General features: G+C 35.2%; 26 protein-coding genes and 2 tRNA genes. 12 read left to right on the top strand and 16 right to left on the bottom strand.

All coding sequences use genetic code 11. From position 1 onward, the window contains the following. The first annotated feature begins 68 nt into the window (after positions 1-68). Together thrS and infC are read left to right on the top strand one after the other, a co-directional pair. A complete protein-coding gene (gene thrS, locus WKH12_RS02785) occupies positions 69-1,970 on the top strand; it encodes a threonine--tRNA ligase (RefSeq protein WP_434732597.1) in 1,902 nt (633 codons plus the stop codon). A gap of 12 nt (positions 1,971-1,982) precedes the next feature. Continuing rightward, positions 1,983-2,501 (top strand): translation initiation factor IF-3, encoded by a 519-nt coding sequence (gene infC / locus WKH12_RS02780; protein ID WP_264730993.1) that lies wholly within the window; start codon positions 1,983-1,985, stop codon positions 2,499-2,501. A gap of 28 nt (positions 2,502-2,529) precedes the next feature. Here the strand turns inward: infC and nuoF are convergent, their stop codons facing one another. Next, a complete protein-coding gene (nuoF, locus tag WKH12_RS02775; RefSeq protein ID WP_253309962.1) occupies positions 2,530-3,783 on the bottom strand; it encodes an NADH-quinone oxidoreductase subunit NuoF in 1,254 nt (417 codons plus the stop codon). A 19-nt stretch (positions 3,784-3,802) separates the two neighbouring features. Beyond that, positions 3,803-3,875, bottom strand: a tRNA-Lys gene (locus WKH12_RS02770). 434 nt (positions 3,876-4,309) lie between these two features. Here WKH12_RS02770 and WKH12_RS02765 point away from each other — a divergent pair. The 3 genes from WKH12_RS02765 to WKH12_RS02755 all read left to right on the top strand — a co-directional run bounded on the left by WKH12_RS02765 (position 4,310) and on the right by WKH12_RS02755 (position 6,568). Further along, positions 4,310-4,385, top strand: a tRNA-Ala gene (locus tag WKH12_RS02765). A 198-nt stretch (positions 4,386-4,583) separates the two neighbouring features. Further along, on the top strand, positions 4,584-6,089 hold the full coding sequence (locus WKH12_RS02760) for a magnesium transporter (RefSeq protein ID WP_434732596.1): 1,506 nt from the start codon (positions 4,584-4,586) through the stop codon (positions 6,087-6,089). A gap of 86 nt (positions 6,090-6,175) precedes the next feature. Next, the gene (locus WKH12_RS02755; RefSeq protein WP_353276169.1) at positions 6,176-6,568 is read left to right on the top strand and encodes a hypothetical protein; all 393 of its coding nucleotides are present in this window, start codon (positions 6,176-6,178) and stop codon (positions 6,566-6,568) included. A gap of 74 nt (positions 6,569-6,642) precedes the next feature. Here WKH12_RS02755 and ccmE read toward each other — a convergent pair whose 3' ends face one another. The 10 genes from ccmE to WKH12_RS02705 form a co-directional block, all read right to left on the bottom strand. Beyond that, positions 6,643-7,035: a cytochrome c maturation protein CcmE gene (gene ccmE / locus WKH12_RS02750; RefSeq protein WP_434732595.1), complete on the bottom strand. Its 393-nt coding sequence runs from the start codon at positions 7,033-7,035 to the stop codon at positions 6,643-6,645. Beyond that, positions 7,019-7,156, bottom strand: coding sequence for a CcmD-like small membrane protein (locus WKH12_RS02745; RefSeq protein ID WP_182158513.1), 138 nt, complete (start codon positions 7,154-7,156; stop codon positions 7,019-7,021). The genes ccmE and WKH12_RS02745 overlap by 17 nt, the downstream gene beginning before the upstream one ends. Beyond that, on the bottom strand, positions 7,153-7,884 hold the full coding sequence (locus WKH12_RS02740; protein WP_434732594.1) for a biotin--[acetyl-CoA-carboxylase] ligase: 732 nt from the start codon (positions 7,882-7,884) through the stop codon (positions 7,153-7,155). Before WKH12_RS02740 ends, WKH12_RS02745 begins: the two co-directional genes overlap by 4 nt. A 26-nt stretch (positions 7,885-7,910) precedes the next feature. Continuing rightward, entirely contained in the window at positions 7,911-9,350 is a 1,440-nt protein-coding gene (locus WKH12_RS02735) for a hypothetical protein (RefSeq protein ID WP_434732593.1), read from the bottom strand. A 48-nt stretch (positions 9,351-9,398) separates the two neighbouring features. Further along, a complete protein-coding gene (locus tag WKH12_RS02730; protein ID WP_434732592.1) occupies positions 9,399-10,787 on the bottom strand; it encodes an NADH-quinone oxidoreductase subunit N in 1,389 nt (462 codons plus the stop codon). Then, positions 10,784-12,226 (bottom strand): complex I subunit 4 family protein, encoded by a 1,443-nt coding sequence (locus tag WKH12_RS02725; protein ID WP_434732591.1) that lies wholly within the window; start codon positions 12,224-12,226, stop codon positions 10,784-10,786. Before WKH12_RS02725 ends, WKH12_RS02730 begins: the two co-directional genes overlap by 4 nt. Positions 12,227-12,229: 3 nt before the next feature. After that, complete coding sequence (gene nuoL / locus WKH12_RS02720) at positions 12,230-14,077, bottom strand: NADH-quinone oxidoreductase subunit L (RefSeq protein WP_434732590.1); 1,848 nt, start codon at positions 14,075-14,077, stop codon at positions 12,230-12,232. Positions 14,078-14,081: 4 nt separating this feature from the next. Then, positions 14,082-14,390 (bottom strand): NADH-quinone oxidoreductase subunit NuoK, encoded by a 309-nt coding sequence (nuoK, locus tag WKH12_RS02715; RefSeq protein ID WP_019236815.1) that lies wholly within the window; start codon positions 14,388-14,390, stop codon positions 14,082-14,084. Further along, positions 14,381-14,968, bottom strand: coding sequence for an NADH-quinone oxidoreductase subunit J (locus tag WKH12_RS02710; protein WP_434732589.1), 588 nt, complete (start codon positions 14,966-14,968; stop codon positions 14,381-14,383). Before WKH12_RS02710 ends, nuoK begins: the two co-directional genes overlap by 10 nt. A 73-nt stretch (positions 14,969-15,041) precedes the next feature. Further along, positions 15,042-15,506 carry a hypothetical protein gene (locus WKH12_RS02705; protein WP_434732588.1) on the bottom strand — a complete coding sequence of 155 codons (465 nt, stop codon included), beginning with the start codon at positions 15,504-15,506 and terminating at the stop codon, positions 15,042-15,044. 336 nt (positions 15,507-15,842) lie between these two features. Here WKH12_RS02705 and ltrA point away from each other — a divergent pair, with 336 nt between their 5' ends. Together ltrA and tnpC are read left to right on the top strand one after the other, a co-directional pair. Next, a complete protein-coding gene (ltrA, locus tag WKH12_RS02700; RefSeq protein ID WP_434732368.1) occupies positions 15,843-17,177 on the top strand; it encodes a group II intron reverse transcriptase/maturase in 1,335 nt (444 codons plus the stop codon). Between the two features lie 49 nt (positions 17,178-17,226). Then, positions 17,227-18,594: an IS66 family transposase gene (gene tnpC / locus WKH12_RS02695; RefSeq protein WP_434732587.1), complete on the top strand. Its 1,368-nt coding sequence runs from the start codon at positions 17,227-17,229 to the stop codon at positions 18,592-18,594. A gap of 451 nt (positions 18,595-19,045) precedes the next feature. Here tnpC and WKH12_RS02690 read toward each other — a convergent pair whose 3' ends face one another. Then, entirely contained in the window at positions 19,046-19,918 is an 873-nt protein-coding gene (locus WKH12_RS02690) for a hypothetical protein (RefSeq protein WP_434732586.1), read from the bottom strand. A gap of 115 nt (positions 19,919-20,033) precedes the next feature. Continuing rightward, positions 20,034-20,384 carry a glutaredoxin 3 gene (grxC, locus tag WKH12_RS02685; RefSeq protein WP_164224674.1) on the bottom strand — a complete coding sequence of 117 codons (351 nt, stop codon included), beginning with the start codon at positions 20,382-20,384 and terminating at the stop codon, positions 20,034-20,036. 68 nt (positions 20,385-20,452) lie between these two features. Here grxC and ribF point away from each other — a divergent pair, with 68 nt between their 5' ends. From ribF to WKH12_RS02665, 4 genes are read left to right on the top strand one after another with little or no spacing between them, the layout of a single operon-like run. Next, complete coding sequence (ribF, locus tag WKH12_RS02680) at positions 20,453-21,385, top strand: riboflavin biosynthesis protein RibF (RefSeq protein WP_434732585.1); 933 nt, start codon at positions 20,453-20,455, stop codon at positions 21,383-21,385. Then, the gene (lspA, locus tag WKH12_RS02675) at positions 21,382-21,858 is read left to right on the top strand and encodes a signal peptidase II (protein WP_434732584.1); all 477 of its coding nucleotides are present in this window, start codon (positions 21,382-21,384) and stop codon (positions 21,856-21,858) included. Before ribF ends, lspA begins: the two co-directional genes overlap by 4 nt. A 29-nt stretch (positions 21,859-21,887) precedes the next feature. After that, positions 21,888-23,228, top strand: coding sequence for a M16 family metallopeptidase (locus WKH12_RS02670; RefSeq protein ID WP_434732583.1), 1,341 nt, complete (start codon positions 21,888-21,890; stop codon positions 23,226-23,228). Beyond that, positions 23,215-24,525 carry a M16 family metallopeptidase gene (locus tag WKH12_RS02665; protein WP_434732582.1) on the top strand — a complete coding sequence of 437 codons (1,311 nt, stop codon included), beginning with the start codon at positions 23,215-23,217 and terminating at the stop codon, positions 24,523-24,525. The genes WKH12_RS02670 and WKH12_RS02665 overlap by 14 nt, the downstream gene beginning before the upstream one ends. A 2-nt stretch (positions 24,526-24,527) precedes the next feature. Here the strand turns inward: WKH12_RS02665 and purN are convergent, their stop codons facing one another. Next, the gene (purN, locus tag WKH12_RS02660) at positions 24,528-25,094 is read right to left on the bottom strand and encodes a phosphoribosylglycinamide formyltransferase (RefSeq protein ID WP_434732581.1); all 567 of its coding nucleotides are present in this window, start codon (positions 25,092-25,094) and stop codon (positions 24,528-24,530) included. A gap of 430 nt (positions 25,095-25,524) precedes the next feature. Between purN and WKH12_RS02655 the strand changes: the two genes are divergently transcribed. Then, positions 25,525-25,941 (top strand): hypothetical protein, encoded by a 417-nt coding sequence (locus WKH12_RS02655; protein WP_253309572.1) that lies wholly within the window; start codon positions 25,525-25,527, stop codon positions 25,939-25,941. Here WKH12_RS02655 and WKH12_RS02650 read toward each other — a convergent pair. Beyond that, on the bottom strand, positions 25,934-26,455 hold the full coding sequence (locus WKH12_RS02650) for a Na+/H+ antiporter subunit E (RefSeq protein ID WP_253302098.1): 522 nt from the start codon (positions 26,453-26,455) through the stop codon (positions 25,934-25,936). The two genes, WKH12_RS02655 and WKH12_RS02650, sit on opposite strands and share 8 nt — an antisense overlap. Positions 26,456-26,527: the final 72 nt, after the last annotated feature.

The raw sequence follows: 26,527 nt of genomic DNA, 5'->3' as shown, positions 1-26,527 counted from the left end.
AAAATAAGATGGATCCCAGTGTCACGCACTGGGATGACAAAGAGAGGGTTAGACAAAAGGGTCGATAAATGATTAAAATTACTTTTCCAGCTGAAAAAAGAATAGAAGAATATGACGATAAAGTCACTGGCTTTGATATATTACAACCGGATGCTTTGAAAGAAGCAGTTGCATTGAAAGTAAACGGTGAGTTGTATGATCTCTCACGTGAAATTGAATCTGATGCAGAGATAGAGGTGATACAACTGAGTGACGAAGTGGGTTTAGATATAATAAGGCATGATGCTGCTTATATAATGGCGCAGGCAGTGAAAGAGCTATTTCCTAATACTCAGATTACTATTGGCCCAACAATTCAGGACGGTTTTTACTATGATTTTGCTACAGATCGTACCTTCACTACGGATGATCTTGCTGCAATAGAAAAGAAAATGAAAGAGATTGTAAAAAGTAATCACAGATTTGTTCGAGAGGTTTGGACTCGCAAGCAGGCAGTTGATTTCTTTAGTGGTATAGGCGAAAAATATAAGGTTGAAATTATATCCTCTATACCAGAGAGTGAAAACCTAACTGTTTATAGACAAGGCGATTTTGTTGACTTATGCCGCGGTCCACATTCTCCTTCAACTGGCAGAGTCAAAGCGTTTAAGCTTATGAAAGTTGCAGGAGCATACTGGCGTGGTGATTCTAAGGGTCCAATGTTACAGCGAATATATGGCACCGCATGGAGAAATAAGGATGAATTAAACGCTTACCTTGAGTGTCTCAAAGAAGCAGAAAAACGTGATCACCGCAAAATTGCTAAGGATATGGATTTATTTCACATCCAAGAGGAAGCTGTCGGGCAGGTTTTTTGGCATGAACAAGGATATATTTTATATAATGTTCTTGAGTCTTACATCAGAAAGAAGCTAATAAATAATGGCTATTTTGAGGTAAAAACCCCTATTTTAGTAAGCAAGGAACTGTGGGAAAAGTCGGGACATTGGGATAAATTTCGTGAAAATATGTTTATTGTTGATGAATCTGAAAGCAAAAAGCTAGCAATAAAACCTATGAATTGCCCTTGTCATGTGCAGATTTTTAATTCTCACACCAGGAGCTATCGCGATCTACCAATACGTATGGCAGAGTTTGGCACATGCCATAGAAATGAAAGCTCAGGCTCATTGCACGGACTGATGCGAGTGCGTGGTTTTACGCAAGACGATGCACACATTTTTTGTATGGAAGAACAAGTAAATTCTGAAACTGTAAAGTTTTGTGACCTTTTAAAAGAAGTATATTCAGAGCTTGGATTCAATGAAATTTCTGTGAAATTTTCAGACCGTCCAGATATTAGAGCCGGTAATGATGAAGTGTGGGATAGAGCTGAAAAAGCGCTGCTTGAAGCCGTTAAAGAAGCGGGCTTGAGTTATGAACTGAGCCCTGGTGAAGGTGCATTTTATGGTCCAAAGTTAGAGTTCGTTTTGAAAGACGCAATAGGCAGAAATTGGCAATGTGGAACATTACAAATTGATTTCATTTTACCAGAACGTCTGGGAGCTTTTTATATAGGGGCAGATGGGCACAAGCATCACCCTGTCATGTTACATAGGGCAATTCTTGGGACTTTTGAGCGTTTTATCGGAATTTTGATAGAAAATTATGCAGGAAAATTTCCAGTTTGGCTTGCTCCAACGCAACTTGCTATTCTGACCATTACAAATGAAGCTGACGGTTACGCCACAGAAATTAGCAATATTTTAAAAGAACAAGGTGTGAGAGTCAAGACTGATTTGACCAATGAAAAAATTAGTTATAAGATACGTTTGCATAGTTCAAACAAGGTTCCTATATTATGGATTATAGGCAAAAATGAAGTTACAAGTAAAACTGTGTCAGTGAGAAATTTAGGATCAGAAAGACAGGAGTCTTTTTCTTTGGAAAAGGCTACTGAATCGCTGTTAAAAAGTATTAATTTGAATTAAGGGAGTTAAAGTTTGCAAGTTAAAAAGAACAATAAAAACAGAATTAATGGATTCATCACAGCTAAGGAGGTACGCTTAGTTGATCATAGTGGTGAAATGGTCGGAATCGTGCCAATAGAACGAGCTTTGGAATGTGCACAGGGTGTTGGTTTAGACTTGGTGGAAATTGCACCTGATTCAACCCCTCCAGTATGTAAAATTCTGGATTATAGCAAACAAAAGTATGATATAAAAAAGAAAGCAAGTGAAGCAAAAAAGAAACAAAAAACATTAACTATAAAAGAAATTAAACTGGGTCCTAATATTGGTGATCACGACTACGAAACAAAATTGCGTCAAGCAAGAGACTTACTTGCCCACGGACATAAAATCAAAGTTACAATGAGATTTAAGGGCAGAGAGCTTATAAACACTGAAGTCGGACTGGAAAAATTAGAACGGCTAATTAGAGACACTGAAGATATTGCAAAGGTAGAATTGGCACCTAAAAGAGAAGGGAATCAATATTTTTTAGCTCTGGTTGCTAAGTAGCAAGACGGCTTAAGAAGTATAAGTAGAGTTAAATTATCGCTCTCTCTTTGATAACATGGCGAAAATGTCTTATTAATCCTTGAATCGGCCAAGCTGCAGCATCACCAAGCGCGCAAATTGTATGTCCTTCTATTTGAGTTGTAAGGTCAAGCAGCTTATCTATTTCATCAGGCTTAATATCTCCTGCCACCATCCTCTTCATAATCCTCCACATCCATCCAGTACCTTCACGGCATGGTGTGCATTGTCCACAGGACTCATGCATGTAAAAGTGTGATAACCTCTCTATTGCAGCTATTATATCAGTTGATTTATCCATCACTATTACAGCAGCAGTACCAAGCCCTGATTGTGCGGTTCTTAATGAATCAAAATCCATTTCAATAGTATCGCATATAGATTTTGGAATTAATGGCACTGAAGACCCACCAGGTATTACAGCAAGTAAATTATCCCAACCCCCTCGCACTCCACCTGCGTATTTTTCAATCAATTCACGTAGTGGAATTCCGAGCTCTTCTTCAACATTACACGGGTTGTTTACATGTCCTGAAATACAAAAAATCTTAGTACCAGTATTATTTGGTTTACCAAGAGATGCAAACCATTCTCCTCCGCGATTTAGAATATCTGGAACCATGGCTATAGTTTCAACGTTGTTTATTGTGGTTGGACAGCCAAAAAGTCCAACACCTGCGGGAAATGGAGGTTTCATGCGAGGAAAGCCCTTTTTTCCTTCAATTGATTCGAGTTGAGCTGTTTCTTCCCCACATATGTAAGCTCCTGCACCCCTATGGATAAACACATCAAGATCATAACCTGATTTGCAGGCATTTTTTCCAATTAAGTTTTCTTTATAGGCTTCCTCAAGTGCTTTTTTTAGAACTAAATATTCATTATAAAATTCACCCCTGATATAAATATACGCAACTGATGCGCTGATCGCTTTGCCGGCTAGGAGAATTCCCTCAAGTAACTTATGTGGCTCATATCGCAATATATCTCTATCTTTACATGTACCAGGTTCTGACTCATCTGCATTGACTACTAAATATGCTTTTGGGAGATTTTTGGGCATAAAGCTCCACTTAAGGCCGGTGGAAAATCCTGCACCCCCTCGACCTCTCAAACCAGATTTCTTTACTTCATCAATGATCTTTTCTGATCCTAAATCTAGTAACTCCTTTGTTTTTTGCCAGCTACCACGTTTTTTTGCACCCTTAAGTAGTGGAGTTTCTTTACCATTTAGGTTGGTGAATATTTTGTCTTGTTCTTTTAGCATGTTTTTCAAAATTTGTGAGTGATCCCGACGCGATTCGAACGCGTGACCCACTGATTAAAAGTCAGTTGCTCTACCGGCTGAGCTACGGGATCATTTCATTTTTCAGCTATACTAAACATCAATACAGTTTTTATCCGTTTTAATCAAACTAAAATTTTCATGTGTGGTTAAATAAATTATATAATATACTGCGTTAGTGATAATTTAGTTAAAAAATCTATGGATAATTTAAAAAATTTTTAAAGGAAAACTTCTTGTTAATTTTCAGTTCACAGATTTATTTGGATGGTGTGAAGTATAACGCTAAGGAGATAAGAAAAATAGAAAACTGTATATACCCTGCAGAATTTGTGCACTATTATAATGCTTAGCAATAGCCTATAGCTAACACGTCATACCGCCGCGGCGCTAACAGGTAGCGGAATGACGGTTTTTCAAATTGTCAGTAAATCTAAGTTAGTTTAGCTATAACAGATAAATATTTCTTGCATTTCAGCCTGAGTGATTTATGCTTTAAGCAAGAATTGGGGGCATAGCTCAGCTGGTAGAGCATCTGTTTTGCACGCAGAAGGTCAGCGGTTCGATCCCGCTTGCCTCCACCAATATAGGTTCTAGCATATCATAAAGTCAGCTTATTTTAATCTAGGAGTGTTTTATACTAGTTTCCTAAAAAATCCCTCTTTCTGTAACTTTTCTTTATGCAAGTAATGTGTGTTATTATAATCCTGATATATACTAACTTAACAATAAATTAATCAATAAATGTTAGAATACTAACAATTAATTTATTGGTAATGCCTATGAGTGGAAAAAAGCATGTTTTTAAGATGGTGCCTGGACAAAAGTTTTCATGTGGAATGGGTAGGTATACTAAGTATTCTCAAATTGAGAATCCTGAATCTCTGAGAAAAGTCAAGCTTATACCACTCAGTGAAGAAGACAATAACCTAGAGTTATCTATAAGATTATGTAACAGTTTTCTTCAGAACGGAGTAATGTATTGCGTAGAAGAAAAACAAAATCGATATGTTCACCGTGGTACACCTGGTTATTCCGAGAACAGTAATTCATTTGCATATGACAATGATAGATTGCTTAAACTATCATTAGGGTGGACCATTGAGGGTAAGACTTCTTATAATAATTTTATAGCAGAAGAATTGAAGTGCAAATATTTAACATGGGAGGAATCAGGTATTGATGACGATAAATATTATTTTTCAGATAAAGAGGGAAATGTAATCGATTCACCTGACAACAAGTTATTACAATACAGTATGCCACACCATGATACGGCAAAGGTGATAGAAGATATAACATCACTTAAGATACCAAAGAGTGTACTAATATCAAATGAGTTCGCCGAAACTTTTTTGAGGAACTTAACAGGAAATCAGTTAAAGACTCTTACCGATATTCTTAATAATGAGAAATTACAGATTTTAGCAAAGAGCTTAACAAATAAACAACTACAGGTTTTAGCAGAGAACTTAACAGATGCACAATTCCGAGCTTTAGTGGATCATCTAACCAACCACCAATTACAAACCCTCGTTCAGGAACTAAATCCAGAAAAATTACAAATAATAGTTCCTCTTTTAGATAAAGATCAGCTTACAAACCTAGTGAAAGACTTAAATCTAGACCAAGTAAAAGAAATTTTACCTCACATAAAAATGGATCAGTTCAGGGTGATTATCAGTACAATAAGCAATGATCAGTTTGTAGAATTAATAAAAGATGCAGATGAGAAAAGTATAAACACTATTTTGGACGAAACGTTGAAAAATCGACTTCCAGCCCTAGTACACACTTTAGAAGAAGATAGATTACATGATTTAATTAATAAGCTAGACCACAAGAAACTTGCAATAGTAGCTCGAGATTTAACTGATCCTAATAAAATTCAGATGGTTATTAAGTCTTTAGCTAACAACCCAGACAAACTTCAAGCTTTTGCTCGCAATATGTCTAATGAGCAGTTTAAAGAACTTTTGGATAACATAGGTGCAGAAGAGCTTAAAGACATCATTCACAAACTGCCTTATGAGAAAGTGACAGCTGTGATTGGTGATCTTGGCAATCAAGATCAGTCTAAAGCTATCATTGATGCATTAAAAGGGAAACTTGAAGAGCAAAATGAGAAGCTAAAAGGGGTTTATGAGAAGCTAGAAGAACTTCTACCGCCACCTGTGTACAGCGAAGCGTTGGAAAGTTTGCGTTCATCACCCCGTATTTTCCAAGATACTAACACTGAATTTATAGCAGTTGAAGAATACGCTTACCATGAATCTGAGTACTTGTAAGCCAGTGCTTACGAGTTTGGAAAAAGGTTGTCTGATGCGCGTAGCAGCTAGTTTAAATTATTAATAATGTTATGGAGGTAACTCATATGAGAACAGATAAAAGTCTACAAAACAATGTACAAGGTTTTGCAACAGAAAATAATGAGCAAAAAGTTAATACCATTGGGCCTTTCAAGCTAAAAAGCCAGGGGAAAGACTTCACGGAGCAACAACTAGCAAAAACTATAGTAGGTGCTCATGCTCAAAATGCTATTGATGAGATGGTCGATAGTATAAATCAAAACCTCATTAATAAGTTAAATACGATATTAACAGATGAAGAGAAAAAAGTTACAAAACTAATTAAAGATGTTGGTGATCAAGAGAGTGGTTTAGTAAAAGATCTCAGTGATTTAAAACAAGCTTTAGACGATATTGCTCCTCCACCAGCAGCTCCTCCATTACTCCATATTACTGGGGAAGAAAACGGATTGCTTTAATAAAAAAGGTAACAGCTTGCTAGCAGGCTGTTACTCTCTCTACATATCGTTTCAATACAGCTGAATTAGGGAATCTATTTTAAAACTTTCGGCATATAGTTCTCATCATGTTTTGCAAACACTGTATCTGCAAGAAAAGTACTATTATCAAACATTTTACCTTGCACAACAACAACACTTTTTTCTGAAAACATTGGTGGAAGTATTCCCTGATATTTCACCATAACGCTCTTATTAAAATCTGTCATTTGAAAAATCACTTCACTTTCGTTGCGTATCACGCTATTTTCAACGACCATTCCACCAACACGGATTGGCTTTTGATTATTTGGTAAAACTATTGCCTCACTTACTGTATAGAAAAATGAGATATTTTCTTTGAGCGTCGTTAAAATAAAAAAGACTATGCAGCTTAAAAAGCAGAAAATTCCTGAAGTTATAAGTAATCGCTTATGTTTCTTCTTCATTATTATCTTTCAGGCTTTCTAGAATTTTTTTACTTTTAGTATAGCAAGAAATGGTAAAAATCAGTTCTCCGGTAATCAACGTAAAACTAATAAGGTAAGCAAAAATTACATATGTATTCATAATGCATTATCAATAAATAACTCACCTGCATCAAAATAAATTAAGCTTCCATCCTTTTGCTGCAACACCAATTTACCACTTTTATCTATATCAGCAAAAATTCCTTCATACAATTTGTCAGCTAACTTTACACTGATTTGCTTATTCATTTTGAATGCTTTTTTTAACCACATTTCTCTTATAGCATAAAACCCATCAAATAGCCATTGCTTTCTTAGCTTATTAAAATTTATTATTAATTCCTTTAACAGATCAATGTTAGACACAGATTCACCGTAATTGCTAATGCACGTTGTTCCTGGAAGTGGTGCATGATTGACATTAATTCCAATTCCTATAATGAGCCAATTCGAATTGGATCTTTTTTCAAGCAATATTCCACTTATTTTCTTGCCATCGATTAGAATGTCATTTGGCCATTTGTGTTGAACGTTACTGTCACTTATAAATGATAGTAACGTGTTGCCAACAGCAAGAGCAGTAACAAAAGTCAATTCTGTCAATTTGCTGACATCCGTTTCTTGGTTAATTATCAAACTCGCATAGAGATTACCCTCTGGAGAAATCCAGCTTTTTCCAGTGCGTCCCCTACCTTCTGTTTGTTTATCAGCAATAATGACAGTTTCATTTGATATTCCTTTATCAATTAAATCTAACGCTTCTTCGTTAGTGCTTGAAACTTCTTTGTAATGATGAATATGAAAGCCCTCAAATGTTTCAGGGATCATTTTCTTAATTGTATCAAAAAACTCTCTTATCCAGAAAAACTGTTGCCACGGCTAGCAGAACTTGATAATACAGGTGATTGCATACTGCTATATGGAGCCCTATTTTCATTTACGTCATAGGGCATTGCTTCAGGACCACTTTCCACACCTTCAATTATTGAGGTTAAAGATGATTCATATTGGTAAGCTAGTGATGATGTAATTGAATCATCCCAATTAGTACCCCAAGAAGTATAACTATTTGTCATACTAGCATGATTAGAACAAGACGCAGATGTAGTTATTGAAACGTCAGTTGAGGTTACACTACATACATCATCAGCTTTGTGAAAATCAATACTATTAGGCTGTTGCTGTTTACGTTGATCAAGTGCTACCCGTAGTTTATCAAACATTGGTAAGCTAGTCGATGCTTGATCTAGACTGTTTAGAGGAGAAGACGTGCTTGGATAAGAAGGCAATGAATCTAATAATGTGTTCTCTATAGTTTGTTCGCATGGAACCCTATTATCATTTACATCATAGGACATTGCTTCAGGACCGCTGTTAACATTTGTTTCAGTAAGTGGAAATTCCCGTTCGTAATTAGGAGCTTCCCCTGCATTCTCAGAAAGTCTAGTATAATTTACTTCATAATCAACGCTATCAAAAATTTTTTTATTTACATCATATAAAAGCTCCTTCTTTGGTTGAAAAGACTGCACTGATGGATTATCACTTCCTAAGCTTGCTTGTAGACTCTCTGATTCTTGTATTGATGAAAACATAGAAGTATGACAACTGCTAGAGCAATTACGCATAAGAGATACCCGTCTTAGATGCTCGAATATATCATGAACATTATTTAGTTCAGAAAAATTATCATCTAGATTTTGAACATAATTACCACTACCTTCAGAACTATTATGTCTATCCATGAAAATTGATGGTAAGATAGAAAATGGTTGATTCTGGTTTATGCTATTCAGAGGCGAGGTAGTTTCTGGATATGGTGGCAACGATTCCTCTGTTTGGTTAGCTTGCTGATCAGCACCATTAACCATAACGTTTTCAGGTTGCGGTGTTTCTGTTTCTTCCACTGGATCATCAACTGGTGGTTGTTGTGGAATAGGAATAACCGACTTTTCAGGCTCTTGCGAAAGCAACGGTGGCGTAGGAGTAGGTGCATCTTTTTCTTGTACTGGACTTTGTCCTTTTTCTTCATTTTTACTTCTTGATTCGCTACTAACCTTATTAGATTTACCCTTACTGCGTATGGCGGAAATAGTAAATGCTGCTAATGTAATTACTGAAGCTAATGCAGCAACTACAGAAATGGCAAAAATTGCCAGAGGAGCTGTAGAAATTACAATACCAAATTTAATTGCTAAAGCAACATAAGGAAAATATAAAACAGCTACAGTGCTCGATCCTCCTAGCAAGAGAGCGGCAATTGAAAATTTCAAAACAGTTTTTCTTTTACTCATTTTTCACCACAAAATATTAATTAATCACTAATTATAAACACTAAATTGTTAATTTGTCAATGAACTAATCAATGAGTAAAGATCTTCTGCGTATAAGAAAAGAACGAGGTTGATAAGTGAAGCCACTGAAGTGATAATGAATAGACCCTTAGAATAAGCAACCTTATTACCACTAGCTTTATCAAAATACATAACTTTCATGATATTTAAATAATAGTAGCATGATATCACACTCGCTATTACAAGGACCAAAGACAGGCTGATAAAGCCAGAATTTATTAAACTTTTGAATATAAAAAATTTAGCGATAAAACCTGCAAGTGGAGGTATTCCCGACATCGAGAGTAATAGTATAGAAAGATGGAATGCTAAAATTGGTTGCTTTTTTCCTATACCAGATAAATTTGCAATATCACAATCGTCATCGTCAATTTGTACGAGATATGAGAATAGCCCTATGCTTGTGATGATATATATCACCAGATACATTAAGGCACTATCTGTTCCTGCTTGTGTAAAAATAGAAAGTGAAGCAAATATAAAACCAATGTGACCAATTGAACTGTAAGCAAGCAGCCTTTTTAAGTTTTGCTGACGCAAGGCCCCAAAAGCTGAGATAAGCACAGACAATGCTGAAACGTATAAGAAAATAGGCTGAACATAACTTTTTACATTTACTAACTCTTCATTCATCAATCGAATTAAAAATGTTACAAGTGCAGCTTTTGGGGCCGTAGAAAAAAACGCAGTTACTATGGTAGGTGCACCTTGATAGACATCTGGAGCCCACATATGAAAAGGAGCAATAGCAAGCTTGAAACACAAACCAATAAGGATAAAAACTAACCCAAAAACTGTTCCATAAGTTATCTGATGGTTTTGCAAGAATGAACCGAGCTCAGAGAAATTGACTTGTCCTGTATATCCATAAAGCAGCGACATTCCATATAGCATAATGCAGGAAGATAGTGCACTAAGTGTAAAATATTTCACTCCTGCTTCACATGAATAAGCTGAATCTTTATTAAAGCTCGCAAGAACATACAAAGATATACTCATCAACTCAAAAGCTAAATAAAAAGAAATCAGACTATTTGCTGAAACCAAAGTTATCATGCCAAATAGCGCAAAAAGAATCAGTATTGAAAATTCATATTTATAGTCATATTTTGATAAATTCAGCATCAAAAGTATTAAAATTCCTGTGCTGAGAATTAACCCTTGGGCTGACCTGATGTATAAATTGAGTTTTAACAACGAATTAAAGAGAAAAATTTCATTGTTTTCTGCCGAAATAATTAAAATAATCAAAGTTACCACTGTGCAGCCAAGTGCTAATAAGTTGATAGTTCGGCGGTTAAATATAATTCCAAGCAGTAGCAACACTAACGAGGAGATAATAGAGAACGTTTCCGGCAATATCTGTATATAATTCATAGCGCATTATATTTGACTAACAAATTTGCCATACATGGCTTCAAATAATTCAGTGCAAGGGTTGGGTAGAATCCAAGCAAAATAACAAGCACTGCAAGCAGAATTAAGACAGAAAATTCTATGCTATCCAAGCGATTATTTAATAATTTAGAATAGCTAACCCCCCATATTATTTGCTTACATAAATTCAGCATATAAACTGCGCTTAAAATAGTGCCAAGTGCGATAAATCCTGTAAAAAACCCTATGCTCTTAAACATTCCAACCATAGCCAAAAACTCACCTGCGAACCCAGATGTTCCAGGTAGCCCTATTGAAGCCATTGAAAACAAAATGAACATAAAACCAAATTTTGGCATTGTATTTACTATGCCAAAATACTTTGCAATCTCCAAAGTTCCAGTTCGAGTATATAGCATTCCAACACACAAAAATAAAGCAGCAGAAATAAGGCCATGACTAATCATTTGAAATATGCTACCCAGTACTCCTTCCTCACAAAATGAAAAGAGGCCAGCAGTAACGATCCCCATATGTGCTATTGAAGAATAAGCTATTAACTTCTTTATATCATCTTGAGCAAACGCAACTAGAGAAGCATATATCACCGCAATAATGCTCAGCACAACAACGAAATTTGAAAAATACAAACTTGCCTGAGGAAGCATTGGAATAGGAAACCTTAAAAATCCATATCCCCCCATTTTAATAAGCAAGCCAGCTAAAATCACAGATCCAGAAGTTGGTGATTGCACATGCGCATCAGGAAGCCAAGTGTGAAATGGAAACATCGGTACTTTTATTGCAAAAGAAATAAAAAATGCAATCCACAGCAATGACTGCACTTCAAGATCAAGGCTTGGCACTAATGTAGCTAATTTTTGTATACTAAACGTTCCAAAAACACTATAGATGTATACCAACCCAAGTAGAAATAATAATGAGCCAGTTAATGTATAAAGAAATAACTTAAACGTCGCATATATCCTTTGCTTCCCTCCCCAAATGCCAATAATAAAGAACATTGGTATTAAGACAGCTTCAAAAAACACATAAAAGCTTATAGCATTCAGTGAAACGAAAAAACCGACTACAAAACTCTCAAGCAGTAGAAATAATGCCATATAGGCTTTTAGGGTCGTATAACTCATTTTGCAATTATAGAGCATACAAATAACAAACAAGAAGGTCGTAAGTAGAAGGAAAAGCAACGATATTCCATCCACCCCTATTCCAATATCTCTTACTGGATAGCTGACAAACTGAAAGTCCGTATTGTTATAATCAAATTCTATACAAGCTACAATGCTAAGCAAAAATGGAAGTACAGCAAAAAATAGGGCAAGGAATCTTAGGTGTATAGATTGATGATTAATCCTGATCGAGGATAAAATCAACGCTCCTATCAGTGGAAGCAAGAATATACTAAGTAACAACACCTTCTATTTAATTCCAATAATATATAAAGCACCGATTATTAAAGTAACAAACATAATAAATGCATAATCAAATATATAACCAGTTTGTAACTTTATAGAACTTTTTGAACATTCATTAACCAACCTTACAACACCATTTGGTCCAAATGAATCAATAGCCTTAACATCAAACTTCCATAGAAGCCTAGATATAAACCTTATCGGTGCAATTATAACAAACTCATACACCTCATCAAAGTACCATTTATTCTGCAAAAACTTAAGTAAAAATTTACTCTTAATTTGCCTAATTACTTGATATTGGTAAATCAGGTACGCAAGTGCTATTCCACTTAGGCTTGCCAAGGTTGGTAGTAATTTTATAAAGAAATTATGAACTCCATGCTCATCAATCACCATTAAACTTGATTTCCAAAACGCATTACTAGTTATGTTCAAAATATTTGCTCCCCATATTCCAGAAAATACCGATCCAAAAGCAAGTATCAGTAATGGTATAAGCATAATCTTCGGTGCTTCATGTATATTAATTTTACTTTGTTTTTGGCTATGGAACACAAGAAGCAATAACCTCCAAGAGTAAAACGCTGTGAAGAATGCAACAACTAAGCTTATTACAAAAGCAAAGCTATCCGTGCTATAAGCATGTTCAATTATCAAATCCTTTGAGTAAAAACCTGCAAATGGAAATATTCCAGAAAGCGCAAGAGACCCAATCCACATGAGAGTGTAAGTGCAAGGGATTTTCTTCCAGCAATTTCCCATTTTCTGAATGTTTTGCTCATGATGCATTGCATGAATTACATTGCCAGCACCAAGAAATAGTAGAGCTTTAAAAAAAGCGTGTGTCATTAAATGAAAAATAGCAACATTGTAAGCAGAAAGCCCACATGCCATGAACATATAACCAAGTTGGCTGCAGGTTGAATAAGCAATTATTTTTTTTATATCGTTCTGAGTAATCGCAACCGTAGCTGCAAAAAAAGCAGTAAGTGCCCCAACAATAACTATTAATTCTCGTGCCACATTTGATAGCTCAAACAATGGAGAACATTTTGCTACTAAAAATATACCTGCTGTTACCATCGTTGCTGCGTGAATGAGTGCAGAAACAGGGGTTGGCCCTTCCATTGCATCTGGCAACCAAACATGTAAACCAAGCTGTGCAGATTTACCCATACAGCCAATAAAAAGTAATATGCATATTATATGAATTATTTTAAATTCACAGCAGAATGCCCTAATGTTCTGTGCGCCAAGAAGATCAGCTGTGTCAAAAACTTCAGTAAATTTCAAAGAGTGAAATGTATAATAAATGAGAAAGATCCCAATCAATAGTGCAAAGTCTCCTACCCTATTCACAACAAATGCTTTAATTGCTGCATTATTTGCAGAATATTTTTGGAACCAAAATCCTATGAGTAAATAAGAACATAGGCCAACCCCTTCCCAGCCAAAAAAAAGCTGCACGAAATTATCGCTTACAACCAGCACAATCATGCAAAACGTAAATAGCGATAGGTAAGAAAAAAACCTCGACTTCCCTTTGTCATGCTCCATATAACCGATAGAATAGAGGTGGACTACTAGTGAAACGGTGGTAATAACAATAAGCATTAAGGATGAGAGAGCATCCACACTAATTGCCCAATTTACTTTTAATACACTTAATGAAAATAGAGGAAATAAACTCAAGTGATAATTTTCAGAGAAGGTGAGAAAAACATACCAAGATAAAACTGCAGATATTCCAATCCCTGCCGTTGTAACTAACTGACTTTTTCTAAAAAGTGCTGCAAATAGCGAACCAAAGAGTGGCAAAAATACTATTAATTTCAGTATATCCATCATACTTTCATTCTTTCATTAAGTTCGCTTGTTCAACATCTATATTGCCACGACTTCTATAATATACAACCAATATTGCAAGCCCAACTCCTGACTCTGCTGCCGCAACAGTCAACACAAACATCACAAAAATTTGCCCAACTATATCATTCATAAAGGCAGAAAAAGCAACTAAATTGATATTAATCGCCAGCAATAATATTTCTATTGATAATAATATATTGATTATGCTCTTACGGTTAATGAAAATACCGCACACCCCAATAGTGAACAAAATAGCAGCAACTATCAAAAAATGATTTAATCCTATTTCCATTCTACTCCTTTTCCAAATTTAGCCTTAACCAATTTTACAGATGAAGATTGTGTCAATTGCTTTAATACATTCTGTTTTTTAACTCCTTTTTTCTTGTCCTGCAAAGTAAGAGCAATTGCACCAACAATTGCAACAAGCAGCAGAATACCAGAAAGATGAAAAGCGTACATGTAGTCAGTGTAGAGCAAATTACCGATAGCTTTCACGTTATTGGCATTATAGTTTATAACATTACTTATATTCAGCGTTGAGCTGCGGATTACAAAACTGATAATCAGAAAAAACACAACACATAATATAGCACCAGAAGTGAAATGCTTCGCAAAACCCTGGCGCAACCTTATGTAGTCAATATCGAGCATCATAACTACAAAAAGGAATAACACTGCAACCGCACCGATGTATACTATCAGCACCATCATAGCGATGAATTCAGCTCCAAGGAGAATAAAAAGAACTGCAGAATTAACGAAGGTGAAAATTAAAAATAATACTGCATGCACAGGATTTCTTACACTAATCACACAAACAGCAGATAAAATGCTAAGAATTGCGAAAAAATAAAAGAAAAAAGGCATCGATACTTTAACTGCAACAACAATTACTAATTTAAAGTGACTATCGTAGTAAAGTCAATATTAAATGCCTACCTTATGGATGAACTTGCGATTGTGATTTTAAACATTCGGGAGTAAGTACATTCTTAATTGCAGTACACATACTCATATCAGGATCATTTTGCTTCTCTTCACTTACTTTCTCGCAAAACTTTCCAATACCATAACCCACCAGTGCACCAACAACAGTGGCTGCAATAAATACTGCAACAGCAACAACAGGAGTTAAAGCAGCAGCTCCTGCGAGGTATGCTATGCTCAAACCTAGAAATAAACCTACTGCTTTCCCACCACAAACATAGTATTTGCTATTGTTTTCAGGACTGAGTGCGTCCAGAGAAGGCAAGTATTGTTCAGTAGGAGATAGACCTACCAGGATAAAAGTCGGAATCCTGTAGCTTGGGTAGCAGCATGGAGGGAAACCAAAATGTTGAAGCCTACCGACAACATTATCGTAGGATAATGGCGAATTACCAGGCCGTAGCGAAAGCGAATACACAGATTGCCTCGAAAGGAATATTCTGAAGGTCGAGCCATCTTGGTACTGGCGAAGACAGAATAGACCAGACGAAAAACGAATGAAACGATAGGTCTACTTCAGCGGGGTGTTAGTAACGGCATGGCAATGAGGACATACAAAGCAACTGGAGAAGCCCTCCTCATCCCAAGGAGAAATACCTTGGAGAGGTAGGTTCTATAACTGGAAAACAGGAAGTGAACTGAAGATGAGAGGGTGGCAGATGGGTGCGTAGTAGTGAAGAAGTGAGGTAACGCTCATGGAGCAAAGGCACCCTGCTAGTAGAAATCTTTTAACAAAAGGAAGGTAAAGGTAAAAATGATAAAAATGCCAATAAAATTACAAGACCTGAGAAGAAAGATATATATCAAAGCGAAAGCAGAACCGGAATGGCGATTCTGGGGAATCTATGTTCACGTCTGTAAGATGGAGACACTGGAAGAAGCATATAAGCTAACAAAGAAGAGTAATGGGGCACCAGGAATAGATGGGATGACATTCGAATCGATAGAGGCAGAAGGCTTAGAAAAGTATCTTCAACAAATAAGACACGAACTAATAACCAAGACCTATAGCCCAAATAGGAACCGGAGGAAGGAAATACCAAAATCTGGAGGAAAATTCAGAAAGTTGAACATACCCTGCATCCGGGATAGAATAGTGCAAACAGCACTGAAGCTAATACTTGAACCGATATTCGAATCAGACTTCCAAAAAGGATCATACGGGTATAGACCTAAGCGTAATGCGCATGAAGCAGTACAAAAAGTAACGGAAGCAGCAATCAAAGGCAATACAAAAGTAATTGACGTAGATCTGAAATCCTACTTCGACAATGTGCGACATCATATTCTGATGGAAAAGATTGCCAAAAGAATAAATGACAAAGAAATCATGCGCATGATTAAGCTAATCCTCAAAACAGGAGGAAAACGAGGAATAGCACAAGGATCACCACTTTCGCCACTACTAAGCAATATATACCTAAATGAGGTAGATAAAATGTTGGAGAAAGCAAAAGAGGTGACCAAAGAAGGAAAGTACCAACGTATGGAATATGCCAGATGGGCAGACGATTTAGTGATACTGATTAGTGAACACCCGAAACGGGAATGGCTAGAAAGAGCAGTATACAGAAGGTTGGAAGAAGAATTAGCAAAACTAGAAGTGAGCGTAAATGAAGAAAAGACAAAAGTCATCAACCTAAAGAAAGGAGAAACATTTAGCTTCCTAGGGTTTGATTTTCAAGAGAATATCACAAGACAAGGAAAATGGAATGTCAGGAAAACACCGCAGATGAAAGCACGAACAAACCTGCTACGCAAGTTGAAGGAAATATTTCGGCGCTATAAATCGCAACCGATAAAAAGAGTGATACATGACATCAATCCGATATTGAGAGGGTGGGTAAACTACTTTAGGATAGGGAACTCTGGTCGAAAGTTCAATTACGTAAAACATTGGGTGGAAAAGAAGGTAAGACGCAACTTAATGCGAGCCAGGAAAGCAAAGAAAGGGTTTGGGTGGAAGAAGTGGAGTAGCGAATGGATATACAAAACGCTGGGTCTATATTCAGACTACAGAATAAGGTATTACAAACCGAAAGCATCACCAGTACAATATGTGATAAACTGTAACCGTTCACGGAGATAAGGTGGTTTACAAAGTAAGTATAAAAGTGTAAAGAGATAGGAAGCTAAATATGGAATGGGTAAATGACAACAGTGCTGCAAGAAAAGGTTGTAGCAGAAAACCTAATCTCAAGGAAGAAATAAAAGCACTGATCAGAGAAAATGATAGCTTGAAAGCAAAAATAGTTGAATTAGAAGACAAATTGGGCTTAAATTCGCAAAATTCATCGCTGCCACCATCACGAGATATATATCGTAAGAAAGCAAAAAAGAAAAGTGATAAAAAACCAGGAGGTCAGCCAGGACATAAGGTGCATAAGCGTGAATTAATGGCTGCAGACGAGGTAGTGAGATGCACAATTGATACAATTTGTATGTGTGGAGGTAAGATTACTTTAGAAGATGAAATTATTCATCAGAAGGCAGAGTTGCCAGAAATTAAGCCAATTGTAACTGAGTACAGGTTGCAAAGAGGAGATTGTAGAGTATGTAATAAAAGAATTACAGCAAATTTACCCGAAGGTGTTGCAAGAGATTTTCTAGGACCCAATGCTAAAACAGTTATAAGCAGCCTTAGCGGCTTTTTTATTAACTCAAAAAGAGAGGTACAGCAAATTTTGGGCAGTATTTTTAATCTAAATATAAGCCTTGGTTTAGTCTCAAATACTGAACGCAGGGTATCGAAGAAGTGTGCATCTGAATATGAGAAAATGAAGGAAGAGTTGCAAGGAAGCGAGTATTTGCATATAGACGAAACAGGGCACAGAAATCAAGGAAAGAGAGGCTGGAGTTGGGTAATAACAAACAAAGCGTTGACACTTCTGAAGGTAAGCGAGTCTCGTGGTAAGAAGGTGTTGAAGAGTTTACTGCCAGAATATGATGGTATATTTGTGAGCGATAGATACGCTGTATACAATTACTTCAATCGTGAAAATAGACAGATATGTTGGGCACATCTGGCAAGAGATTTTGAGAGATTTGCCCATAGTAAAAATGTTGAAGTGAGCAAAATTGGCCAAGCACTAAAATCGCTCAGCAATAAGGTGTTTGTAGTAGATAAGGCAAAAAAACAAAATTTGATAGATAATTTGAGATTTTATCGACTGGTGCGAAAAATTCGGAAAAGGGTAAAACATTTTTTACGTAAAATGACGAGGGTTGCAAATAGTACTCAAGCTTCAAGAATGGCCGCTAAGATGTTACGATCTGAGGATATGATGTGGAAGTTTTTAAGAAAACCTGAAGTGATAGAAACAACTAATAACCTTGCAGAACGGCAAATTAGACGGTACGTAATTTATCGTAAAAACAGCTTTTTCACCTGGTCAGAACGTGGAGAAAGATTCGTGGAAAGAATGTTGTCGATATTTTTGACATCACGTCTAAATGGCCAGAACCCCTTTCAAAAGCTACAGAATCTAGTAGCTGTCACTGCTTAGTTCTTTAATTCATTCTCACAATCCGTGAACGGTTACGGCAAAAGAAGCCCCGTGGTGCGAGTTTTGACTCTATATTACTGTAAGTGGCGCTGTAATAATGTGCTAACGCTTAAAATAAGCGCGATTTGGCTGAATGTAGAAAAAATAAAAAAGACATGCAGCCGCTATAATTTTATGTAATCCGCCAAAAAATACCCTGAGTTTTTTACTGAATTTTGTCATTGAGCCTGCAGGTCAAAAACAAGTTTTGAGTCATAAATACCCTTACTGTCATAATAAGGGGGCTGGCGGAGTTTGTCAAGGAAGTTTTTTGCTTCTGCGGACTACTTGAATAACGGCTACAATGTTTGTACAGCTATGTACATAGTGCTGAACCCAAAAAAAGAACCAAGTAGCTTGGCTACTTGGATGACAGAAGGTAGTACAAGAAGTCTATTGGCTCTCGTATACCTTAATGAAATTTAACAAGTTTATCTATAGTTTTAGTGATGATTCTTGGAGTATCCGGAGAAACTGCTGAGCTCAGCTTATTTAACCGCTCTATAGCAAACTCGCTGTTCTCATTTGCTATGAAATCACATAAAATATTTTCTATATCCTTAGTAATACTTTCATGCTTTCTCAGAGGATGATTATGTGGATACCTACTGATGGTTTTGATACTGGAATATTCAACAAAAGCTTGATCCTTAAAAGCAAGTTGTCTCAATTTCTCTTTGAATTTTCCTTCTTCCTCTTTTGCTAAAAGGCGAGACTTTATCAGTGATTTTATAATCAAATTTATAGCTTGATGTATTTCAGAATGCACTATAACTTTAATGGTATTTTCTTCTACTATACAATCATAAATATTTTTTTCGCTCTGTAACGACTCTATTAATGTCTTGCTAATTTGTGAATTCAATTCCAAATTCTCTTCACTCATAGGAGTTATTATGAAGGTGTTCTTACTCACTCTGATGTTAAATTGTGGAGAGCCTTCAGAAAAAGAAAATGCTACATTCTTAGATTCAAGTGCGTGATTGTATGCAGCAAAAAGGGTGTGTGCTATAACACTGCTGGGCACCTTCATTCCATGTTTACTCAGGTGGTTCAATACATTTTCAACCTCATGATATGTAAAGTCTGTATCTTTTAGCAATTCAACAACTTCTCCGCCGTTGTGCTGTTTATACTCTATTCTCACTTCTTCTGTAAAAAGTGTTTTAGCTGCTATATGTTTATCAAGCACTGTGAAAATCTTGATGAAATTCTCTAAATCTTGTTTGTTAACTAATTCGATACTAATTAAGTTTCTGCTAATAATTGAAATATTTTTTGTCATTTTTTCCCACTAAAAAAACTCACTAAATGAATTGTATTTTTAATTCATTAAGAATTGTTTAAAGTGAGCATACTAGTTTTCATTTACGTATTACACGACAAAACAAGATAAAAAGTTACATAAAATCATCATGTGGTATAACACACTCTCCACATTCATCATTGCTGTTTGTGTAGGTTGTGACATCAGTGTGATTGTCATTATTATTTAGCATATCATCCAACTTTCCTTCTTTTTCAAGATCCATCAATTTGTCACACCCCCCAATGTGCTTATCGTTAATAAAGATCTGTGGAACTGTTCTAACGTTATACTTTGATTTTATGTCGTTAAATAGATCTGAGTTTTTGAGCACATCGATTTCTTCATATTTCACACCTTTTTTATCCAGTAACTCTTTTGCTTTTTTGCAGAATGGGCAGTGATGCTTTACATATATTATAACTTTTCCTTTAGTATTTTTCACAATTTATCTCCGTAGCTTGCTAAAATATAGTTATTATATATAAGAAACATGTAAAAACATCAAATTGTATGAAAATTATTTATAATTGTGAGCAAGGGATAGAAAATAATATAGCACTAACCTTCGGAAATTTCGATGGCATTCATTTAGGACATGAATTTGCAATTTCCACTCTAAAGAAGGTAGCACAAGAAAGAGGATTACCCTCTGCAGTTTTAACTTTTGAGCCTCACCCATCAACTGTTTTATTTGGTAGAAACAATTTTAGGTTAATAGACCAAGAACAAAAAAAGGAACTAATCAGCAGCTATGGTATAGATTACTTGTATATTATTAATTTTAGTAGAGGTTTTTCTGAGGTTAGCTGCGATGACTTTATCAGTGAGATTTTAATAGATAAATATGGCGCTAAACACATAATTGTCGGAGAAAATTGCACTTTTGGTCATAAACGATTGGGTGATATATTAACTCTAGAGAAATATTCTGAAACATATGGATACTCTTTGACTAAATTAGAGCCATTAATAATTGACGGCAAAATTTGCTCTTCTTCTTCAATCAGAGAGTATGTACAGAAAGGTGAAATAGACATTGCTAATAAATTACTTGGTAGACCTTATCAAGTTTCTGGTGTTGTGACAAAGGGTGCGTGTAGAGGTAGAGAAATAGGATTCCCAACTATAAATATTCCTATAGAAGATTGCATGATAAAACCAAAATTTGGTACATATTACGCTAAAGTGATGTTTTCTTATAATAACCCAAACTGGTTATATGGAGTAGTCAATATTGGTATGAGACCTACATTTAAGGATCTGAAAAAGCCTATAATAGAAATGCACATATTCGATTTTGATGAAGACGTATATAGTCATAAAGTCAATATACAACTTTTAAAATTCATAAGGTCAGAAAAAAAATTCCATAGTATTGAGGAGTTAACAAAACAGATAAATTATGATATACTTAAAGTTTATAGGTTAAAGGCAAATTTATGAAAAAGTTATGCTTAGTTATTATATTAATTATAGTATTGATTGACCAAACGAGCAAATTGTACATAAACTCATTGATTGATGAAGGAGAATCAATTCAGATCGCTAGTTTTATAAAACTAGTTGAAGTTTGGAATTCAGGTATTAGTTTTGGAATGTGTAGCGCTTTACCACATGGCGGTTTCTTTTTTTCAGCATTTTCAATACTAATAATTGGTATACTTGCATATTTGATATACAAGTCTGACGATCAGTCAACTTACCTTGGTTTTTCTCTGATGATTGGTGGAGCAATCGGAAACGTAGTTGATAGGATCTATTGGGGAGCTGTATATGATTTCATATATTTTCATATTGATGATTGGTATTGGCCAGCCTTTAATTTAGCAGATTTATCTATAGTTTGTGGAATGTTTACATTGTTATATAAGTGGTATATATACGATATGCTTATTTCTAAACAAAATGAGGAATAAAATAATTGTTTTTATATTAGGTCGAAATAATGCTTCATAAGTTTTTTAGTTTTCTTATACTACCTGTACTTTTTTTTACTTACCCAATTTCTTCGAATGCTTTAAACATAGAGCACAACATAAAATATACTAAACTCAGTAACGGACTAGATGTTTATGTTGTTTCTAATCATCGGATTCCAGCCGTTTTACATGCAGTAATATACAAAGTTGGGGGAATGGATGATCCAATTGGCAAAGCAGGATTGGCTCACTACTTTGAACATTTAATGTTTGAAACTACAGGGAAGTTCACAGATATAGAAGCCACTATGAGTAGCATTGGGGCCCAGTTTAATGCGTTTACTACTAAGGAATATACCTGTTACTACGAATTAGTCCTTAAAAATGACTTACCACTGGCAATGGAAGTTGAAGCAGACAGAATGGGCAATTTTAATGTTACCCAAGATAAAATAGAAAGAGAAAAAAACATTGTACTGGAAGAGAGGAAGATGAGATTTGATAATCATCCTAACAGCTTGTTGTGGGAAGAAATGGATAGTGCATTTTACCGTACTGGCTATGGCAGGTCTGTTATTGGCTGGGAGAGCGATATCACAACTTACAATCAGGATGACATAACGAGGTTTCATGATAACTATTATCACCCCGGCAATGCAATATTACTGATTGTGGGTGATGTGGAATTTGATGAAGTAGTGAAGCTAGCAGAAGAAAAATATGGCGAAATTAAAGCTAAGCCTGTAATGAGACATTACCCAAATCAGGATCCAGTGCATAATGCAGGTTTATCGGTGATTTTAGAGAGCACTGAAGTAAAAGAACCAGTTTTATATTTTCGTTATCGTGTTTCTTTATTTAAGCACACAAGTGAAACCTCTGCTGCTCATTTAGCGGTTGACATTTTAGGTAGCGGCAAATCCAGCAAACTGTATAAAGATTTGGTTTTAGATAAAGATGTGGCAGTATCAGTATCTGCTTATTACAATAGTTTAACTTTTAGTGATGGCTACATTGATATTCAGGTCATTCCAAAAAGCGGGGTTAGTTTAGGCGCTGTTGAAAGAGAATTAGAAAATGCTATTAATAACTTCATGTCTAAAGGAATAACGGATGAGGAGTTGCAAAGCTCAAAATATAGATATAAAGCAGCACAGTTTGATAACTTATCTAGCTTAGAGAATATAGCATTCTTTTACGGCTCACAGTTAGCGCTTGGTATTCCACTTGATGAAATAGATATTTCATATAGCAAGATTAATGATGTCAATTTAGAGGATGTAAATAATAAAATCCGTGCTATTTTTTCTGCTAATAAGTTAATTGGTCGTTTGTTGCCAAAAGGAGATGATAATGAGAATAAGTAAATTTGTACTCCTATTTTTTTTCTGTCTAGGCTTTAATTTACAAGCAAGTGGTAACCTAAATATAGAGGAGGTCACTACCCGTAAAGGATTTAAGTTTCTATTTGTTGAAAACCACGATTTACCAAAAATTTCACTTAATATATCATTCAAAGATGCAGGTTATGCATATGAAAATGTAGAAAAACAAGGACTTACCTGGTTTACTTCTCTTATAATTCAAGAAGGGGCAGAAAAAAATGATGCCAAAGATTTTGCAAAAAGGCTAGAAGATAAAGGGATTAGTTTAAATTTTATTGCTGGTTTAGAAGCATTTAGAGTTTCATTAGATGCTTTATCAGAAAATCTTGAAGAAGGTATTTCATTATTGAGCGACGCTATAATGCGTCCTAAAGTTGACCCTGAAGGGTTGAATAGAGTTTTCGAGAAAGCCAAAGTTGATTTTAATAATCTTGAAAAAAATCCTTTTTTTGTTGCTGGAAAAGAATTGAATACGTTATTGTTTAAAAAACATCCTTACTCAAAAAGTGAATATGGAACTCTTGACACTGTGATGAGCATTACTAGAGATGATGTTTTAACATACATAAAGCGTAATTTTGCTAAAGATAACATAGTTATCAGTGTTGCTGGTTGTGCAAAAAAAGAAGAAATTATTACATTATTAGATAAATATTTATCTAAATTGCCGTCAAAAAGATCAAAAGTTAGAAAAATACCTGTGAAAAATGATTTTGGTCCTGCAGAGAATAAAAACATTTTTATGGATATACCACAAAGTGTGATACTTTTTGCTCAAAAAGGCATAGCTTATGAAGATCCAGACTACTATAATGCTCAAGTCTTGATTAATGCACTTGGCGGCATGGGGCTAAATTCAATATTAATGAAAGAATTGAGACAAAATTTGGGTATTACTTATGGTGTTTATGCAAATATTATTTCCAATAAACATGGGAACGTTATAGCTGGAAGTATTAATACTGATAGTTCTACTGCTGGCAAAGCTATATCAGCAGTAAAAGATACATTTAGCAGGATAAAAAAGGAAGGAATTGATGAGCAGTTGTTTCGGGATGCAAAAATTGGTATGGTAAATTCCTATGTTTTCTCTATGTTTAATAATAACAACATAGTTGCAAAACTAAATAATATTCAGACAAACAACCGCGATATTAACCATATAAATGATTTTGTGAGCTATATTAATGACGTTAAATTAGAGAAAGTAAACGAACTGGCAAGCTCTTTACTGGAACCCGAAAATTTATTTTTTGTTGAAGTTGGGAGAAACACTTAAGGTCAATAATTAATACTTTCTGCTATTGATCTTACTGCTTCTACATAACACTTATGCTCCTCAGCTAGAATGCGTTCTGAGAGGCTTTGAATATCATCAGCTGGTAACACTGGCACAGCAACTTGAGCAATTATGGCTCCAGCATCAATTTCAGGAGTGACGTAATGTACAGTACAGCCTGCGATTTTTACTCCTGCTTTTAGAGCTTGCTCTTGAGCATTTATGCCCTTAAAGGACGGAAGTAGAGAGGGATGAATATTTATCACCTTGTTATTCCATTTACTGAGAAAATTAGCTTGCAGGATTCTCATAAACCCTGCAAGGCAAATTAAATCAACCTTATGTTGAACAAATATTTCGTGAATTTTATCAGCATCAAGTGGTTTATCTCTAACAATAAACGCTGGCACTCCTGCTTGTTCTGCTATTTTTAGGCCAGCAGCTTCGCTATTATTTGTGATAGCGCACACAACTTCTGCAGGAAAATTACGATTTTGACATGCCTCTATCAAGGCCTGCATATTTGATCCCCTGCCTGAAATTAGTATCCCAAGTTTCACCTTTTTCATTTTGTGCAATTGATTTGGTGTAATAATTAATGTTAACAAAATAACTCAAAAAGTAAATCTATAGCTAAAGTGACTTAGGTTTACCAACGATTTGAAAAACAACAAATTCGTCATTCCGCTACTCGTTAGCGGAATCTATGTTGAGATACCGCGGCGGTATGACGTGGGAAAACCTTTCTTGGGTTAGCTATATTTCAGAGTGCTCCTGTTATGAGCTGATGTCCAACTGTCATTTTACAGCTTAGCTTGCTTAGGTAATGCAGAAATAAGAGGTGCCCAATATAAACCAGCCTAAATCAACTTTAATGTCTGGATATCGTACTATTTTACATAACATGCCATTATGAATATATATTTTTATGATTGCGTTATCATTTATTTAACAAAGTATTAGTATAATCTATCTACTGGATTAAATGGAGAAAGTTGAATGAGTAAATTACCGAACAATGCAAAAATAGGTAAATCCCAGGTTACTCAGTGGGAGGTAATAAAAAATTGTGAATATGCTGATAATTGCTTATCAAAAATAGTAACTTTATACGTTATTAGAATAACTCAGCTATCAGATTTTTATACAAATGACGAACCTGAAATTAACACTGTTTTAGCAAGAATAAGCGTGACAAGTGAAAATGTATTTTTAAACAAGGCTACTACTATTGAAGTTATGGAAGGTATTTTTCCGTATAAATTCAACAGCAAGAAGAGAAATAACATACTAAGGTTAGAAGATTTACATAATTATTTATGTTCTATTGTTAACAATAGCCTTCCAAAAGAGATGCTTGAAAGTCTTGTAAGGGAATATAAGGATGCTGTTAACTTATTTAAAGCAATTACTTAACTGAACGTAGTATTTTTAAGATTTTATTTTCTATTTCAGAAATGCCGCTTTCAAGATCTTTATCTATCAGATACATGGTAGAGAAGTATGTTTTCTGCTTACTTTCAACATTGATAGTTAAAGTTCCAGGAGTGATTGTAACCGAATTGGCAAATAACGCAATGCTTTCATCATTATGCCCTTTGCATTTTCTTAGGATAATGATTGGCTCAAGCTTAGATTTGAGTCGTAGCACCTTTTTTGTTACATAAACACTTGATAAAATGATTTGGTACATTAACCATGGTATATAACTTACTAACTTATAAAACGACAGTCTACTCGTACCATTTAAAATCTGGCTAAGAGCTCTTTCAGCGTTTATCAACCTTCTAAAGATAAATAATGTGAATATAGAGGAAAACACTCCACAAAAAATAAAAAATGGCTCAAAATAACCAGACAATACAGTCCATAGAGAAAATAAAATTACAAATGATAGAGAAAAAAACTTGATTTTTTGCCTAAGGTTCATGGTTTGCAGTATAACTTAAATGATTTTTTAAGGAAAGATATATTATGAATTAAGTCAAAAACTCTGTAATAT

The sequence above is a fragment of the Wolbachia endosymbiont of Zygogramma bicolorata genome, from assembly GCF_051130665.1.
Classification (GTDB): Bacteria; Pseudomonadota; Alphaproteobacteria; order Rickettsiales; family Anaplasmataceae; genus Wolbachia.
The sequence above is the reverse complement of the archived record's forward strand: the minus strand, read 5'-3'. Positions and strand labels throughout refer to the sequence as shown.

Excerpts from the sequence above, each read along its gene's own strand:
- thrS (WP_434732597.1), top strand. The coding sequence starts at position 69 with ATGATTAAAATTACTTTTCCAGCTGAAAAAAGAATAGAAGAATATGAC.
- nuoF (WP_253309962.1), bottom strand. The coding sequence starts at position 3,783 with ATGCTAAAAGAACAAGACAAAATATTCACCAACCTAAATGGTAAAGAA.
- WKH12_RS02760 (WP_434732596.1), top strand. The coding sequence starts at position 4,584 with ATGAGTGGAAAAAAGCATGTTTTTAAGATGGTGCCTGGACAAAAGTTT.
- WKH12_RS02755 (WP_353276169.1), top strand. The coding sequence starts at position 6,176 with ATGAGAACAGATAAAAGTCTACAAAACAATGTACAAGGTTTTGCAACA.
- ccmE (WP_434732595.1), bottom strand. The coding sequence starts at position 7,035 with ATGAAGAAGAAACATAAGCGATTACTTATAACTTCAGGAATTTTCTGC.
- WKH12_RS02745 (WP_182158513.1), bottom strand. The coding sequence starts at position 7,156 with ATGAATACATATGTAATTTTTGCTTACCTTATTAGTTTTACGTTGATT.
- WKH12_RS02740 (WP_434732594.1), bottom strand. The coding sequence starts at position 7,884 with ATGATCCCTGAAACATTTGAGGGCTTTCATATTCATCATTACAAAGAA.
- WKH12_RS02735 (WP_434732593.1), bottom strand. The coding sequence starts at position 9,350 with ATGAGTAAAAGAAAAACTGTTTTGAAATTTTCAATTGCCGCTCTCTTG.
- WKH12_RS02730 (WP_434732592.1), bottom strand. The coding sequence starts at position 10,787 with ATGAATTATATACAGATATTGCCGGAAACGTTCTCTATTATCTCCTCG.
- nuoL (WP_434732590.1), bottom strand. The coding sequence starts at position 14,077 with ATGATGGATATACTGAAATTAATAGTATTTTTGCCACTCTTTGGTTCG.
- nuoK (WP_019236815.1), bottom strand. The coding sequence starts at position 14,390 with ATGGAAATAGGATTAAATCATTTTTTGATAGTTGCTGCTATTTTGTTC.
- WKH12_RS02710 (WP_434732589.1), bottom strand. The coding sequence starts at position 14,968 with ATGCCTTTTTTCTTTTATTTTTTCGCAATTCTTAGCATTTTATCTGCT.
- ltrA (WP_434732368.1), top strand. The coding sequence starts at position 15,843 with ATGATAAAAATGCCAATAAAATTACAAGACCTGAGAAGAAAGATATAT.
- tnpC (WP_434732587.1), top strand. The coding sequence starts at position 17,227 with ATGGAATGGGTAAATGACAACAGTGCTGCAAGAAAAGGTTGTAGCAGA.
- WKH12_RS02690 (WP_434732586.1), bottom strand. The coding sequence starts at position 19,918 with ATGACAAAAAATATTTCAATTATTAGCAGAAACTTAATTAGTATCGAA.
- ribF (WP_434732585.1), top strand. The coding sequence starts at position 20,453 with ATGAAAATTATTTATAATTGTGAGCAAGGGATAGAAAATAATATAGCA.
- lspA (WP_434732584.1), top strand. The coding sequence starts at position 21,382 with ATGAAAAAGTTATGCTTAGTTATTATATTAATTATAGTATTGATTGAC.
- WKH12_RS02670 (WP_434732583.1), top strand. The coding sequence starts at position 21,888 with ATGCTTCATAAGTTTTTTAGTTTTCTTATACTACCTGTACTTTTTTTT.
- WKH12_RS02665 (WP_434732582.1), top strand. The coding sequence starts at position 23,215 with ATGAGAATAAGTAAATTTGTACTCCTATTTTTTTTCTGTCTAGGCTTT.
- purN (WP_434732581.1), bottom strand. The coding sequence starts at position 25,094 with ATGAAAAAGGTGAAACTTGGGATACTAATTTCAGGCAGGGGATCAAAT.
- WKH12_RS02655 (WP_253309572.1), top strand. The coding sequence starts at position 25,525 with ATGAGTAAATTACCGAACAATGCAAAAATAGGTAAATCCCAGGTTACT.
- WKH12_RS02650 (WP_253302098.1), bottom strand. The coding sequence starts at position 26,455 with ATGAACCTTAGGCAAAAAATCAAGTTTTTTTCTCTATCATTTGTAATT.